General features: G+C 38.4%; 16 protein-coding genes. All 16 read left to right on the top strand.

Annotated elements, in window-relative coordinates; translation table 11 throughout:
- Window positions 1-7 precede the first annotated feature (7 nt).
- The 16 genes from atpA to K4422_RS03255 all read left to right on the top strand — a co-directional run bounded on the left by atpA (window position 8) and on the right by K4422_RS03255 (window position 14,539).
- Entirely contained in the window at window positions 8-1,573 is a 1,566-nt protein-coding gene (gene atpA, locus K4422_RS03330) for a F0F1 ATP synthase subunit alpha (RefSeq protein WP_206904943.1), read from the top strand.
- 14 nt (window positions 1,574-1,587) lie between these two features.
- Window positions 1,588-2,490, top strand: coding sequence for a F0F1 ATP synthase subunit gamma (locus K4422_RS03325; RefSeq protein WP_206904940.1), 903 nt, complete (start codon window positions 1,588-1,590; stop codon window positions 2,488-2,490).
- Window positions 2,491-2,519: 29 nt separating this feature from the next.
- Window positions 2,520-3,926, top strand: a complete 1,407-nt coding sequence (gene atpD, locus K4422_RS03320; protein ID WP_206904937.1) for a F0F1 ATP synthase subunit beta — start codon at window positions 2,520-2,522, stop codon at window positions 3,924-3,926.
- Window positions 3,927-3,939: 13 nt separating this feature from the next.
- Entirely contained in the window at window positions 3,940-4,359 is a 420-nt protein-coding gene (locus K4422_RS03315) for a F0F1 ATP synthase subunit epsilon (RefSeq protein WP_206904934.1), read from the top strand.
- A gap of 330 nt (window positions 4,360-4,689) precedes the next feature.
- Entirely contained in the window at window positions 4,690-4,923 is a 234-nt protein-coding gene (locus K4422_RS03310) for a DUF1146 family protein (protein WP_206904931.1), read from the top strand.
- Window positions 4,924-5,017: 94 nt separating this feature from the next.
- Window positions 5,018-6,316: a UDP-N-acetylglucosamine 1-carboxyvinyltransferase gene (gene murA / locus K4422_RS03305; RefSeq protein WP_230709162.1), complete on the top strand. Its 1,299-nt coding sequence runs from the start codon at window positions 5,018-5,020 to the stop codon at window positions 6,314-6,316.
- 19 nt (window positions 6,317-6,335) lie between these two features.
- Window positions 6,336-6,512 carry a DNA-directed RNA polymerase subunit beta gene (locus tag K4422_RS03300; RefSeq protein ID WP_016171500.1) on the top strand — a complete coding sequence of 59 codons (177 nt, stop codon included), beginning with the start codon at window positions 6,336-6,338 and terminating at the stop codon, window positions 6,510-6,512.
- A gap of 507 nt (window positions 6,513-7,019) precedes the next feature.
- On the top strand, window positions 7,020-7,688 hold the full coding sequence (locus K4422_RS03295) for a 3D domain-containing protein (protein ID WP_230709161.1): 669 nt from the start codon (window positions 7,020-7,022) through the stop codon (window positions 7,686-7,688).
- Between the two features lie 107 nt (window positions 7,689-7,795).
- On the top strand, window positions 7,796-8,092 hold the full coding sequence (gene yidD / locus K4422_RS03290; RefSeq protein WP_230709159.1) for a membrane protein insertion efficiency factor YidD: 297 nt from the start codon (window positions 7,796-7,798) through the stop codon (window positions 8,090-8,092).
- A gap of 735 nt (window positions 8,093-8,827) precedes the next feature.
- A complete protein-coding gene (locus K4422_RS03285; RefSeq protein WP_206904919.1) occupies window positions 8,828-10,009 on the top strand; it encodes an ABC transporter substrate-binding protein in 1,182 nt (393 codons plus the stop codon).
- Window positions 10,010-10,176: 167 nt separating this feature from the next.
- The gene (locus K4422_RS03280; protein ID WP_230709157.1) at window positions 10,177-11,055 is read left to right on the top strand and encodes a branched-chain amino acid ABC transporter permease; all 879 of its coding nucleotides are present in this window, start codon (window positions 10,177-10,179) and stop codon (window positions 11,053-11,055) included.
- Window positions 11,056-11,064: 9 nt separating this feature from the next.
- Window positions 11,065-12,039 (top strand): branched-chain amino acid ABC transporter permease, encoded by a 975-nt coding sequence (locus K4422_RS03275; protein WP_230709151.1) that lies wholly within the window; start codon window positions 11,065-11,067, stop codon window positions 12,037-12,039.
- Window positions 12,020-12,796, top strand: a complete 777-nt coding sequence (locus K4422_RS03270; RefSeq protein WP_230709150.1) for an ABC transporter ATP-binding protein — start codon at window positions 12,020-12,022, stop codon at window positions 12,794-12,796. The genes K4422_RS03275 and K4422_RS03270 overlap by 20 nt, the downstream gene beginning before the upstream one ends.
- On the top strand, window positions 12,796-13,497 hold the full coding sequence (locus K4422_RS03265; protein WP_206904906.1) for an ABC transporter ATP-binding protein: 702 nt from the start codon (window positions 12,796-12,798) through the stop codon (window positions 13,495-13,497). Before K4422_RS03270 ends, K4422_RS03265 begins: the two co-directional genes overlap by 1 nt.
- A 3-nt stretch (window positions 13,498-13,500) precedes the next feature.
- Window positions 13,501-14,154 carry a CBS and ACT domain-containing protein gene (locus K4422_RS03260; protein WP_230709149.1) on the top strand — a complete coding sequence of 218 codons (654 nt, stop codon included), beginning with the start codon at window positions 13,501-13,503 and terminating at the stop codon, window positions 14,152-14,154.
- Window positions 14,155-14,278: 124 nt separating this feature from the next.
- Window positions 14,279-14,539, top strand: a complete 261-nt coding sequence (locus tag K4422_RS03255; protein WP_206905334.1) for a DUF2969 domain-containing protein — start codon at window positions 14,279-14,281, stop codon at window positions 14,537-14,539.
- The last annotated feature ends 53 nt before the right edge of the window (window positions 14,540-14,592 follow it).

Here is a 14,592-nt window from a genome sequence, read left to right as displayed (position 1 = left end):
GAAACAAATGGCCATCAAAGCAGAAGAAATCAGTGCTCTGATTAAAGAACAAATTAAAAATTACCAGAGTGAACTAGCAGTCGAAGAAATTGGGACTGTAACTTACGTTGGTGACGGGATTGCCCGGGCTCACGGTTTGGAAAATGCCATGAGTGGTGAATTGCTAGAATTTTCCAATGGTTCATTTGGGATGGCGCAAAACTTAGAAACAAACGACGTCGGGATTATCATCTTAGGCGACTTTGAGACCATCCGCGAAGGCGATAAAGTAAAACGTACTGGGAAAATTATGGAAGTACCAGTTGGGGATGCTTTAATTGGTCGGGTTGTAAATCCATTAGGTCAACCAATCGACGGTCTAGGTGCAATTGATACCAATAAAACACGCCCAGTGGAAACATTAGCACCAGGTGTTATGCAACGACAATCCGTTTCTGAACCTATGCAAACTGGGTTAAAAGCCATTGACGCTTTAGTGCCAATTGGTCGTGGTCAACGGGAACTCGTTATCGGGGATCGAAAAACCGGTAAAACATCCATTGCGATTGATACAATTATCAACCAAAAAGGTCAAGATATGATTTGTATTTACGTGGCAATTGGACAAAAAGATTCAACCGTTCGTGCACAAGTGGAAACATTACGTAAATATGGTGCCTTAGATTATACAATCGTTGTTTCTGCTGGGGCATCACAACCAGCTCCATTACTATACATCGCACCATATGCTGGTACGGCTATGGGTGAAGAATTCATGTATAACGGCAAACACGTATTAATTGTTTTTGATGACTTATCAAAACAAGCTGTTGCTTATCGTGAACTCTCTTTACTATTACGTCGTCCACCAGGTCGTGAAGCTTATCCAGGGGATGTTTTCTATTTGCACTCTCGTCTATTGGAACGGGCGGCCAAACTTTCTGATGAATTAGGTGGCGGTTCAATGACCGCGTTACCATTTGTGGAAACGCAAGCCGGAGATATCTCTGCTTATATCCCAACCAATGTGATTTCAATCACCGATGGACAAATTTTCTTAGAAAATGATTTGTTCTATTCTGGTGTGCGACCTGCTATTGACGCTGGTTTATCAGTGTCACGGGTTGGGGGCTCTGCTCAAATTAAAGCAATGAAAAAAGTTGCGGGAACGCTTCGTTTGGACTTAGCTAGTTATCGTGAACTAGAAGCCTTTACACAGTTTGGTTCTGATTTGGACCAAGCGACCCAAGCAAAACTAAATCGTGGTCGCCGTACCGTAGAAATTTTGAAACAAAAATTACATGCACCATTAGCTGTTGAAAAACAAGTTATCATCTTATATGCCTTAACCCACGGTTTTATTGACAGTATTCCAGTTAACCGTGTCTTGGATTTTGAAGAAAACTTGTTTGAGTATATTGATGCAAACCATGCTGATATCTTTGAAACTATTCGTACAACCAAAGATTTACCGGCTGAAGATCAAGTGGATGCAGCAATTAAAGAAGCAAAAGATATCTTTATGGCTGCCGGCAATAGTAGTAGCGGTTCTGCCAAAGAAACTGTCGCTTCAATCGAAAACGAACGTTCTTAAAAGAGGTGAGATAAATGGGAGCTTCCTTAAACGAGATTAAGCAACGGATTGCTTCAACGAAGAAAACCAGTCAAATCACCAACGCCATGCAAATGGTATCGGCGGCTAAATTGACCAAGTCTGAAGCTCACTCAAAACAGTTTCAAATTTATGCCTCAAAAGTTCGGGAAGTAGTAACGCATTTGACTGCACAACAGTTAAATGATATTTATTCTGCCGGCCCACAAGATGGGGTGAATTACAATAGCATGCTGATTAGCCGTCCGGTAAAAAAAACCGGCTACATCGTGATTACCTCTGATGGTGGTTTAGTTGGTGGCTACAATAGTTCAATTTTAAAACAAATGATGTCGATGTTAAAAGAAGACCACCAATCAGCCGATGAATACGTGATGGTAGCTATTGGCGCGACAGGAGCTGACTTTTTTAAAGCACGGGGAATTAATTTGGCATATGAATTGCGTAATTTGTCTGACCAACCAAGTTTTGAAGAAGTTCGTAAAATCGTTACCATGGCGACAACAATGTATCAAAATGAAGTCTTTGATGAATTATATGTGTGCTATAATCACCATATTAATTCATTAACGAGTCAGTTTCGAGTTGAAAAAATGTTGCCAATTGTTGACTTGGATCCAGAAGAAGCGGAAAGTTATGAACAAGAATATTTGTTTGAACCTTCCAAAGAAGAAATTCTAGATCACTTGTTACCACAATATGCTGAAAGTTTAATTTACGGTGCAATCGTTGATGCGAAAACCGCTGAACATGCAGCCGGAATGACAGCTATGAAGACAGCAACAGACAATGCGAAAAATATTATCGGTGATTTGACGATTTCTTATAATCGCGCACGTCAAGGGGCAATTACCCAAGAAATTACCGAAATTGTAGCGGGAGCTTCGGCACTCGATTAATGATTTCGTGAGTGAATGGAGGAAAACAGATGAGTTCAGGCAAGATTGTTCAAGTAATCGGTCCCGTTGTTGACGTGGAATTTTCTTTAGATCAATCATTACCAGACATTAACAATGCCTTGGTTGTCTATAAAAACGACGAGCAAAAAACCAAGATTGTATTAGAAGCTGCCTTGGAACTAGGTGATGGTGTAATTCGAACTATCGCCATGGAGTCTACCGATGGTTTGCAGCGGGGAATGGAAGTTGTCGACACTGGCAGTTCAATCTCTGTGCCAGTAGGTAAAGATACTTTAGGTCGTGTATTTAACGTTTTGGGGGATACAATCGACTTGGAAGCACCTTTTCCAGCTGATGCTAAACGTAGTGGTATCCATAAAAAAGCACCTGATTTTGATGAATTAAGCACTAGTACAGAAATTTTGGAAACTGGGATTAAAGTTATCGACTTACTAGCCCCTTACTTAAAAGGTGGTAAAGTTGGGTTGTTCGGTGGTGCCGGTGTTGGTAAAACCGTTTTAATCCAAGAATTAATTCATAATATTGCCCAAGAACACGGCGGGATTTCTGTTTTTACCGGTGTTGGTGAACGTACCCGTGAAGGTAATGACTTGTATTATGAAATGAAAGAGTCTGGCGTTATTGAAAAAACTGCCATGGTCTTTGGTCAAATGAATGAGCCACCAGGTGCCCGGATGCGGGTTGCGTTGACTGGTTTAACAATTGCGGAATACTTCCGTGATGTAGAAGGTCAAGACGTATTGCTCTTTATCGATAATATTTTCCGTTTTACGCAAGCCGGCTCAGAAGTATCTGCCTTGTTAGGCCGGATGCCATCTGCTGTTGGTTATCAACCAACACTAGCAACTGAAATGGGACAACTGCAAGAACGGATTACTTCAACGAAAAAAGGTTCTATTACGTCTATTCAAGCGATCTATGTACCAGCCGATGACTACACTGACCCTGCGCCAGCAACAGCATTTGCTCACTTAGATGCAACAACCAACTTGGAACGTAAATTAACAGAACAAGGGATTTATCCAGCGGTCGATCCCCTTGCATCATCTTCTAGTGCTTTAGCACCAGAAATTGTTGGTGAAGTTCACTATGAAGTAGCCAGTGAAGTCCAACATGTCTTGCAACGTTACCGTGAATTACAAGATATTATCGCCATCTTAGGGATGGATGAATTGTCAGATGAAGAAAAAGTCTTGGTCGCTAGAGCGCGCCGAATTCAATTTTTCTTATCACAAAACTTCCACGTTGCCGAACAATTTACCGGACAACCGGGTTCTTATGTACCCGTTGCCGAAACAATTAAAGGCTTCAAAGAAATTTTAGATGGGAAGCACGATGAATTACCAGAAGAAGCCTTCCGTAATGTCGGTACAATTGAAGAAGCGGTGGAAAAAGCGAAAAAACTAGGCTACTAGAAAGGGGTGCACCATGGAATACTTAACTGTAAATGTGGTAACACCTAATGGTTTAGTTTATGATCACCACGCTAAAATCGTTGTTGCCAACACAACGGCTGGTGAAATTGGTATTTTACCAAAACACGCACCGATTATTACACCTTTAGCAATTGATGAAGTTCGGGTAAAACGTACCGATTCTGATACCCATGTTGACTGGATTGCGGTTAACGGCGGCATTATGGAAGTGCGAGATAATGTGGTCTCCATTATTGCCGATAGCGCTGAGCGGGAACGTGATATCGATGTTTCTCGGGCTGAACGCGCCAAACAGCGGGCTGAACGTATGATTGAAGAAGCACGGGAAAAAGAAGATGTCGATTCTTTACGCCGAGCGACTGTTGCTTTGCATCGGGCTATTAATCGGATTAATGTTTCAAAACATCAATAATAAGCAATGATGCCTAACCGCAATTTTACACTTGGTAGCAAATTGTGAGGACATCATTTATCTGTAAATAGACTGTGATAAAAATTTATCGCAGTCTATTTTTTACATAGCGTAAAATAAAAAATACGTTTTACGGATACATTTTACAAAGTGTTATTTTGTTTTGTCATACTTTCGACCTTTTTGTTTTGCAGGAAAAGCAAAATAAGCTAAAATTATAAAAGAGACTTTTAAAAAACGCTTTAAAGATTTTTAAAATATTTCTGTTTTTTTAAGTTACTATTTGTGGTACTATGGGAGTGTTGAATTTTTTACTCAGGAGGAAGAAGGATGCAAGTATATGGTGTCGATGCAATTGTACGGATTATCAGTCACTTTGCATTTGTTTACTTAGCCTTTTGGGGATTGCGGTCTTTACGATTGGATACACTTTTCAAATCGTTTCAGACGGCGCAAATCAGGATTGTTATTTTGATGTTAGCTATTAGCTTGGGCTATCTGACAAGTAGCTTTTTCTTGGAAATCCTGAATTTATTGAAGAATACTTTTCTTTCAATTGTTTAACGAATACAAAAAACGTACTTTATGAAAAAGTTATGGTATAATAAAACAGATTTTGAGTGCAGAAGCATTCAGGCTATTTTCTGGAGGGAATTTTATGGAAGAGATTATCGTTCAAAGTGGTAATCAATTAAAAGGTACTGTCAAAATTGAAGGCGCAAAAAATGCCGTTTTACCAATCTTAGCTGCAAGTCTATTAGCAGAAGAAGGGACTACTACTTTACGTAATGTGCCAATTCTATCTGACGTTTTAACGATGAATGAAGTTATTCGCCACTTAAATGTGGACGTAGATTTTAATGAAGCTGCAAACGAAGTGACGATCAACGCTTCTCGTCAATTAGAAATTGAAGCACCTTATGAATTAGTCAGCCAAATGCGGGCATCTATTGTTGTTATGGGACCATTATTGGCGCGTAACGGACATGCTAAAGTTGCGATGCCTGGTGGTTGTGCAATTGGTAAACGTCCAATTGACTTACATCTAAAAGGGTTTCAAGCTTTAGGTGCTAAAATTAATCAAAAAGATGGTTATATTGAAGCAATTGCCGATGAGTTACACGGCAACACAATTTACTTGGACTTCCCAAGTGTTGGTGCTACGCAAAATATTATGATGGCTGCTGTTAAAGCAAAAGGAACAACGATCATCGAAAACGTGGCCCGTGAACCTGAAATTGTTGATCTTGCGAATGTCTTAAATAAAATGGGAGCACAAATTTTTGGTGCTGGTACAGAAACCATGAGAATTGAAGGCGTGGATCATTTGCACGCAGTTAACCATTCAATCGTTCAAGATAGAATTGAAGCTGGAACTTTCATGGTGGCTGCAGCAATGACAGAAGGTAACGTTTTAATTCAAGATGCCATTTCAGAACATAATCGTCCTTTAATTTCTAAATTAAGCGAAATGGGTGCTGAAATTATTGAAGAAGAAGGCGGAGTTCGCGTTATTGGACCTAAAGTATTAAAACCAACAGACGTGAAAACAATGCCTCACCCAGGTTTCCCAACAGATATGCAAGCTCAAATGACTGCAATCCAAATGGTTGCACCAGGCACAAGTATCGTAACAGAAACCGTATTTGAAAATCGTTTCCAACATTTAGAAGAAATGCGTCGTATGAATGCTCATGTGAAAATTGATGGCAATGTGGCTGTCATTGAAGGTGGACATGAAATGCAAGGGGCATTAGTTTATGCAACGGACTTACGTGCTGCAGCGGCTTTGATCTTAGTTGGTTTACGTTCAAACGGCATTACCCGCGTTCGTAATTTGAAGTATTTAGATCGTGGCTATTACAACTTCCACAAAAAATTACAAGCTCTAGGTGGTAATGTGGAACGTGTTGAGATTGAACACAAAGCGGCTAAAAGTGCTGCTACAATTGCTTAAAAGATAGAGGTGTGACTGGATGAGATTAAATCGTTATATTATTACGACTTTAGTGAAAATTCTTTTTGTCCTTTTACTTGCAATGATTATGTTCATTATTGGAACGATGATTGGCTATGGTGGAATTGGTGAAGGAATGCCATTAAAAGTTTTTTATCCAGGACTCTGGACGCATATTTTAGATTTTATGAAATAAAAACTGTTAGTCGACCGTATATGGTCGACTTTTTTTGTGTTGTTTCATACCAAGGGGCGAAATTTTCCTAATAAAAATTAACTATTTTAAAACAACAGTGGGGAAAATTAGTATTGATAACGCTTCATTTTTTGTCTTTTTTGTAAAACTAACGTAATAAACAGCGGTTTTTGGGTCGATTTCCCAAATTTCATGTAATCGTGATTTTATAACTTGTGATAAAAGCGTTCTCAAAAAAACTTTCTGTATTGAAAATTACGCTTTTGTAATAATTTGAAAGCCTATAGTAGCAAGGCTGTTGCTTATTGCTTTATGCTTATAAGACAAATATTTCGTTTGTAACAAAAAACAGCAGCGTTTCTTTTTTCTTGTCAAAGAGGTTTAACTCTCTTGTAACCTATCAGCTAAAAAGAGATGCTATGATACTTCTCGTGGAAAAATTCAATTTAATTGTAATGGTACAAGTTAGACCATTAGAGTTTTTATATTTTTGAGGAGTGTCGATTAATGCAAACCCGTTTATTACCAATTTTAAGTGCAACGATTGTGATCGCCGTAGGTAGTATGTTACCTGTTTACGCAGCTGAAAATGAAACGGCTAGTCAGCCAACACTTCAGACTGAACTTGTTTCAAAAGCTGAAGCAACTAATTTATCAAGTTCACTGTTAGTGGAAACAACAAATAATAAAGCTGTTGATTTAGTCAAAGCAGATATTAAAGCAAAAGAGGCCGCTAAAAAAGCCGCCGCCGAAAAGGCAAAAAAAATCGCAGCGGAAAAAGCCGAAAAAGAAAAAGCAGAAAAAGAAAAGGCAGCACAAGAAGCAAAAGAAGCTGCCCAACAAGAAACAAAAGCGCAGCAAGCAAATGAAAGCCAACCAAGCGGTCAAACAATGATGATGGAAGCCACAGCCTATAGTTCAGATCCAGCGGATGCTTTAGGTGGCGGTTCTGTCACTGCAACTGGCCAAAACTTACTTGCCAACCCAATGGCGGTAGCTGTTGATCCAAGTGTAATTCCATTAGGAACGCATTTATATGTTGAAGGTTATGGCGAAGCTTACGCTGTGGATACCGGTTCAGCAATTCAAGGCAATATTATTGATGTTCATTTTTCGACAGCAGGCCAATGTGAAGCTTGGGGACGTCGTCAAGTGAAAGTAACAATTTTAGGATAGGAGTTAAAAGTTCAAGTTCATGTGACTTGAACTTTTTTACTTGTAACAGTTTTAAAATTGACGTATGCTTTGGCCAGTGGCAATCATTTCCAGAAAGGATAATTTACATGAAAAAAATAATGATTGGACTGGTACGAGGGTATCAACGCTTTATCTCTCCTTTGTTTCCCCCCAGTTGTCGTTATTACCCTACTTGTTCGTCATATATGATTCAAGCAGTAGAAAAACATGGAGCCTTAAAGGGTGGTATTATGGGGACTGCAAGAATATTACGCTGTCATCCTTTTGTAAAAGGCGGCCTAGATTATGTGCCGGAAACTTTCTCCTTGCGTCGGAACCCTAATAAACCAAAAGAAAGTAAAACACAACTTCATCATCACCATCATCACCATCATTCGCGCTAAGAGCTAACCATTCTCTTGGCGTTTTTTTATTTGCCGAAATTAAAGAGTTTCAAAAGAAAGCTAATTTCCTCTATTGAAGGCAAAATAACCGGCAATGCATGACTTAAAAAAGAATACCTGTCTATAGCTAAATAGTACCCCAGTGAATTTTTGGCAGATAACAAAAACAGGTTTAGCGTATTAGATCACTTGTTATAGGATATCTGAAGGTAGACTATCATTACATGTTAGCTAAAAAAGTATTTTAGCTGTTCTGGTCATGAAGTAAACTTCAGTTTTTTTAGCGATTTTTAATGGGTTTGAAGCGTTTAAAATAAGTTGCGTGCTTAGAATATCGTTTGGCTTAACTGAATTTAAATGATAAAATTATTAAAAGAAGATAATAAAAAACTTTGTTTGTTGTTTTTTTACAAAAGCAGTTCCTGGTGTTTATGTTAGTTTGTCATGTTTTCGATGCTTTTGAAATATGTAAAAGGCTTACATAAAATAATTTCGCAATAATTGATGAAATATTCTGAATATTCATTGACTTTGTTCTGAATTTTCAGTATATTTTATAGCATATCCCATCGTCCATGGCGGTGTCATGATTATTTTATGAAAACAGCTTGTTTTTAGAAGGCATAATTTTTAACTTTATTGGTTAGCCAAAGCTTTGGGTAAATTTAATATTTATATAAATAGAAGTTTTGGTGTAATCAAAAAATTTTTGCCGAGAAAAAGAGGAGGAATAATATGAAAAAGAAATTTGCATTTTTGTTTACGGGGTTAGTGTTGTTATCTGCATGTAGTGCAGCGCCAAAAGGAGGCGGAGCCACAGAAGGTTCTGCTGGAGGAAATAAACAAGAAGGCGATACGATTAAAATCGGAATGAACATGGAATTATCCGGTGCAGTGGCAGCCTATGGAAATGCTGAAAAAGAAGGTATTGAATTAGCAGTCGAGCAAATCAATGCCGATGGTGGTATTGACGGCAAAAAAATAGATTTAATCTCAAAAGATAATAAATCAGATAATAATGAAGCAGGAACTGTCGCAACCAACCTAACAACAAACAGTAAAGTTGTGGCGCTAATTGGGCCAGCGACATCTGGTGCGGTAAAATCTGCATTACCAAATGCAACTAAAGCAGAAGTACCTTTAGTTACACCATCAGGAACAGATGATGCAATCACAAAACAAGGGGATAAAGTCCAAGCTTACGCTTTTCGTTCTTGTTTCCAAGATAGCTTCCAAGGAAAAATTTTAGCAAAATATGCCCATGAAAACTTAAAAGCAGATAAAGCGATTATCTTAGGTGATAATTCCAGTGATTATGGTATTGGCTTAACAAAAGCCTTCAAAGATGAATACAAAGGCAAAATCGTTGCGGAAGAAAACTTTACAGAAGGTGACAAAGATTTCCAAGCAGTCTTAACAAAAATCAAAGACAAAGACTTCAACGTTTTATACATTCCAGGCTACTACACAGAAGCTGGTTTAATTATCAAACAAGCGCGGGAAATGGGAATTGAAACACCAATTGTGGGGGCTGATGGCTTTGGTGATGCCAAATTGGTAGAAACAGCTGGTGCTAGCAATGTCACAAATGTCTTTTACACAGGTCACTTCTCAACGAAAGCTCCGGCAACAGACAAGGTAGAACCTTTCATTAAAGCTTTTAAGGAAAAGTATGGCAAAGAACCATCTTCATTTAATGCATTAGCTTATGATGCTGTTTATATGGTAAAACAAGCGATTGAAGATGAAGGGTCTGCTGATTCAAGTGCGATTAAAAAAGGTTTAGAAAGCTTGAAAGATTTTAAAGGGGTAACAGGAGAAATGACAATTGATAAAGAACATAACCCTGAAAAATCAGCCGTAGTCCTGGGCTTAACAGATGGAAAAGAAACTTCAGCGGAGACAGTAAATCCGTAAATAAGAACTTTGAAAGGTTGGATAAAGACAGCTGTAGTAAACGATCAGTCATTTGTTTTTAGCATACTGTTAAAAGACAGGCGCTTTCTAAAATAAATGAGGGATACTTTTACTGCAGCGCGACTTTTATCTCAACCTTTTTTTAAAAGATAAATGGATGTGATGAGATGGAAACGATGATTCAACAATTAATAAATGGCTTATTTTTAGGCAGTATATACGCATTATTGGCCTTGGGCTACACAATGGTTTATGGAATCATCAAGTTAATTAACTTTGCCCATGGTGAAGTTTATATGATTGGTAGTTTTATTGGCTATTTTTTGATTAATCTTGGCGGATTGGGATTTTTCCCAGCCCTTTTGATTTCAATGGCGGCTAGTGCGGCATTAGGTGTAGTGATTGAGTTCTTGGCATATCGTCCGTTGCGTAAATCAACTCGAATTGCTGCTTTGATTACAGCGATTGGGGTATCTTATTTACTGCAAAATGTTATGATTTTCTTCTTTAGTCCAGATGTGCGGGCTTTTCCACAAGTAATTAAACGGGCAACATATAGCCTTGGTTTTATTAAAGTCAGCAATATTCAGCTTTTAATTTTAGCAGTCTCAGTTATTTTGATGGTTTTATTACAATTAATTGTAAAGAAAACGAAGATGGGAAAAGCGATGCGGGCAGTCAGCGTTGATCCAGATGCTGCTCAATTAATGGGAATTAATGTGAATCGTACAATTTCTTTTACCTTTGCCTTGGGCTCAGCTTTAGCGGCTGCTGGCGGAATGTTAATTGGTCTTTATTATAACTCGATTGATCCCATGATGGGGGTTACGCCAGGTTTGAAATCTTTTGTTGCCGCCGTATTAGGAGGGATTGGGATTATTCCTGGTGCAGCTTTGGGGGGCTTTGTAATTGGTCTAATTGAGACAATTGCAACGGCGTTAGGCTTTTCTGATTTTAAAGATGCTATTGTTTATTTAGTTTTGATTTTGATTTTATTAATTCGGCCGGCAGGAATTTTAGGCAAGAATATTAAAGAGAAAGTGTAGGTGACCAGGATGAAAAAGAATTTGAAATACAATTTAACCTGGTTAGGCTTGGCTGCTTTAGTCTATGTGGTTTTGTTAGTTTTGTATAACACCGGTGTAATTACCATGTTTACTGACCGGATTATTGTCAATATTGGTATCAACATTATTTTGGCTGTGGGTTTGAATTTGATTATCGGTTTTTCTGGTCAGTTTTCTTTAGGGCACGCTGGTTTTATGGCGATTGGTGCTTATTCCGGTGCTATTATGTCCATTAATAATCCTACTTATGGCGGCTTTTTTACTGGCCTCTTATTAGGAATGGTGATTTCAGGCGCGGTGGCATTAGTAGTCGGCGTTCCAACACTGCGATTAAAAGGCGATTATTTGGCGATTGCAACGTTGGGAATTTCAGAAATTATCCGTATTTTAATTGTTAACATGCGGGATATCACCAATGGTCCAACCGGAATTTTTGGTATTTTACAATTTACCACTTGGGAGACGGTCTACGTCTTTGCTGTATTGACGATCTTAGTCGTGGCAAATTTTGTTCATAGTGGTCCCGGTCGTGCGACATTAGCTGTGCGCGAAGACGAGATAGCAGCTGAGTCGATGGGAGTTAACACAACCAAGTATAAGGTCGTTGCCTTTGTGTTAGGGGCTATTACGGCTAGTATTGCCGGCACGTTATTTGCCGGTTACCAACAATCGGTTTTTCCAAAAGACTATGGCTTTATGAAATCCATTGATATATTAATTATTGTCGTCTTTGGTGGGATGGGCTCAACGACAGGTGCAGTCGTTTCAGCGATTGTTTTGGGCGTTTTAAATATGTTTTTACAAGACTTTGGTTATGTTCGTATGATTGTCTATGCACTAGCGCTAATTATCATTATGATCTTTAAACCAAGTGGCTTGTTGGGAACTTGGGAATTTTCTGTTAAGAAAATTTGGAAAAAATTCACAAAGGGGGATGATGCAGATGCCTCTATTAACAGTTAAAAATTTGACGAAAAACTTTGGTGGCCTGGCTGCAGTTTCTCATGTGAATATGGCGTTGGATACTAATGAATTAGTAGGGTTGATTGGCCCAAATGGTGCAGGAAAAACGACACTATTTAACTTATTAACCGGTGTTTATGAGCCTAGTGCCGGTGATGTGTTATTTTCACCGCAAGGACAAGTTGAAAAGTTAAATGGCGTTAAGCCTTACCACATTGCCAAAATGGGATTATCTCGGACGTTTCAAAATATTCGTTTGTTTAAAGACTTAAGTGTTTTAGATAATGTTCTAATTGCGATGAACGCCAAGCATCAAGAAGGCTTTTTTACAAGTATTTTACGTTTGCCGAAATTTTACCGTAATGAAGATGCGCTGAAACAAAAAGCAGTGGAGCTACTGGCAATTTTTGGTTTAGAAAGTAAATTAACAACTTTAGCTAAAAACTTGCCCTATGGCGAACAACGGCGTTTAGAAATTGTGCGGGCTCTAGCAACAGAGCCAAAAATCTTGTTTTTAGATGAACCAGCAGCAGGAATGAATCCGCAAGAGACAGCCGAATTAACGGAATTAATCCGTAAAATTCAAAAGGACTTTCAGCTGACCATTTTGCTAATTGAACACGATATGAGTTTGGTGATGGATGTGTGTCAGCGGATTTATGTTTTGGAATACGGTCGCATTATTGCTGAAGGTGAACCAGAAAAAATCAAAAAAGATCCCCGTGTCATAAAAGCGTATTTGGGAGGGGATATGTAATGTTAGAAATTAAAAATTTAACTGTCCATTACGGTGTTATTGAAGCGGTTCATGATGTGTCATTTAATGTCAATAAAGGGGAGATTGTTTCTTTAATCGGTGCCAATGGTGCTGGAAAAACAACAATTTTACGGACAATTTCAGGTTTATTACGTCCAAGCCAAGGTGAAATTACGTTTAAAGGACAAAGTATTACCAAAACGCCGCCACAAAAAATTGTGGCAGCTGGGTTATCTCAAGTACCAGAAGGACGCCATGTTTTTAGTGGTTTAACGGTACAAGAAAACTTGGAAATGGGTGCATTTTTACGTAAGGACGGGGAGGTAAAACAAGATTACGAACAAGTCTTTCAAAAGTTTCCGGTTTTAAAAGAACGCCGCAACCAAGATGCCGCAACACTTTCTGGTGGTGAACAACAAATGTTGGCTATGGGGCGCGCTTTAATGTCAAAACCTGAATTGCTTTTGTTAGACGAGCCGTCAATGGGACTCGCGCCGATTTTTATTAAAGAAATCTTCAGTATTATTGAAGAAATCAAAGAGCAAGGTACGACGATTTTACTGATCGAACAAAATGCTAAAATGGCTTTGTCTATTGCAGACCGCGGGTATGTCTTGGAAACTGGCAGTGTTGTTTTAGATGGCACAGGAAAAGCATTATTAGCCAGCGATGAAGTGAAAAAAGCTTATTTAGGGGGTTAGAAGATGAGTGTTAGTGATTTTATGACAAAAAACTTAGTAGTAGTAGCACCAGATACACCTATTTTTGATGCGATTGATTTAATGAAACAACACGATATCCATCGTTTGCCCGTTTTGCAACAGGATAAATTAGTCGGATTAATTACAGAAGGCATTATTCAAGAAGCGATGCCTTCAAAAGCCACAAGTTTAAGTGTCTATGAAGCCAATTATTTGTTAAATAAGACGACCGTAGGCGATGTCATGGAAAAAAATGTGCTGACCATTGCACCAGATGCATTGCTAGAAGATGCCATTTATAAAATGCGGGAAAATAAGATTGCTGTACTACCAGTAGTAGAAAAAGAAGCAGTCAAAGGAATCATAACCAATAATGATATCTTCGCGGCCTTTTTAAAAATTACTGGCTACAACGATGGTGGGACCCGGATCAGCTTACAAATAGCCGATGATCATGTGGGGATTTTAGCAGAAATTACCAAACTTTTAGCCGAGCATGATTTTAGTATTTTAACGATTGTCGTTAATCGGATGGAACTGGCTACAATTGTTGAAATTCAAGTTCAGTCTCGTAATGTTGAAAAAGTTAAAGAAGTACTAACAGAGGCCGGTTATTTGGTAACTGCAGCAGTTTTAACCAATACGCACAATATGTAAGAAAGATTACAACCCAAACAAAAAATGCACGTACCTTTTAGCGGTTAAAAGTACCAAGATGAGAAGGGGAGGCGGACTTGTTTGGGTTTTTCATTTCCTTTTTTATACCCAACAAGATAAGAATATGATAAAATACTTTAGCGAGGTGAGAAGTGTGACGAAGAAAAAAGATATCGAAGTTAAAGTAGAAGAAGTAAAAAAAGATATTAAAGGTAAAAATTACACCGTCAACCAATTATCAATCGGTAAAAAAGTTATTGGTGAAATTTTGACTATGGGTGAAAAGAATTACGAAGCTTTCTTAGGAAAAGAGGATCTAGGAGCTTATAAATCCTTAGATTTAGCGGTGGAAGCTGTGTTATTGCAACATAATTTGCATGACTAAAATTTCTGTAAAAAAAATTGAAATTACCACTTGCATTTTTTAGTTATCTTTTG

It is taken from the genome of Enterococcus sp. SMC-9, assembly GCF_021011285.1.
GTDB classification, from domain to species: domain Bacteria; phylum Bacillota; class Bacilli; order Lactobacillales; family Enterococcaceae; genus Enterococcus_C; species Enterococcus_C montenegrensis.
Note: the sequence above shows the minus strand (reverse complement) of the source record. Positions and strands in the feature narration are given on the sequence as shown.

What these genes read in the sequence shown, in the direction of transcription:
- atpA (WP_206904943.1), top strand. Translation starts at nt 8, where the DNA reads ATGGCCATCAAAGCAGAAGAAATCAGTGCTCTGATTAAAGAACAAATT.
- K4422_RS03325 (WP_206904940.1), top strand. Translation starts at nt 1,588, where the DNA reads ATGGGAGCTTCCTTAAACGAGATTAAGCAACGGATTGCTTCAACGAAG.
- atpD (WP_206904937.1), top strand. Translation starts at nt 2,520, where the DNA reads ATGAGTTCAGGCAAGATTGTTCAAGTAATCGGTCCCGTTGTTGACGTG.
- K4422_RS03315 (WP_206904934.1), top strand. Translation starts at nt 3,940, where the DNA reads ATGGAATACTTAACTGTAAATGTGGTAACACCTAATGGTTTAGTTTAT.
- K4422_RS03310 (WP_206904931.1), top strand. Translation starts at nt 4,690, where the DNA reads ATGCAAGTATATGGTGTCGATGCAATTGTACGGATTATCAGTCACTTT.
- murA (WP_230709162.1), top strand. Translation starts at nt 5,018, where the DNA reads ATGGAAGAGATTATCGTTCAAAGTGGTAATCAATTAAAAGGTACTGTC.
- K4422_RS03300 (WP_016171500.1), top strand. Translation starts at nt 6,336, where the DNA reads ATGAGATTAAATCGTTATATTATTACGACTTTAGTGAAAATTCTTTTT.
- K4422_RS03295 (WP_230709161.1), top strand. Translation starts at nt 7,020, where the DNA reads ATGCAAACCCGTTTATTACCAATTTTAAGTGCAACGATTGTGATCGCC.
- yidD (WP_230709159.1), top strand. Translation starts at nt 7,796, where the DNA reads ATGAAAAAAATAATGATTGGACTGGTACGAGGGTATCAACGCTTTATC.
- K4422_RS03285 (WP_206904919.1), top strand. Translation starts at nt 8,828, where the DNA reads ATGAAAAAGAAATTTGCATTTTTGTTTACGGGGTTAGTGTTGTTATCT.
- K4422_RS03280 (WP_230709157.1), top strand. Translation starts at nt 10,177, where the DNA reads ATGGAAACGATGATTCAACAATTAATAAATGGCTTATTTTTAGGCAGT.
- K4422_RS03275 (WP_230709151.1), top strand. Translation starts at nt 11,065, where the DNA reads ATGAAAAAGAATTTGAAATACAATTTAACCTGGTTAGGCTTGGCTGCT.
- K4422_RS03270 (WP_230709150.1), top strand. Translation starts at nt 12,020, where the DNA reads ATGCCTCTATTAACAGTTAAAAATTTGACGAAAAACTTTGGTGGCCTG.
- K4422_RS03265 (WP_206904906.1), top strand. Translation starts at nt 12,796, where the DNA reads ATGTTAGAAATTAAAAATTTAACTGTCCATTACGGTGTTATTGAAGCG.
- K4422_RS03260 (WP_230709149.1), top strand. Translation starts at nt 13,501, where the DNA reads ATGAGTGTTAGTGATTTTATGACAAAAAACTTAGTAGTAGTAGCACCA.
- K4422_RS03255 (WP_206905334.1), top strand. Translation starts at nt 14,279, where the DNA reads ATGATAAAATACTTTAGCGAGGTGAGAAGTGTGACGAAGAAAAAAGAT.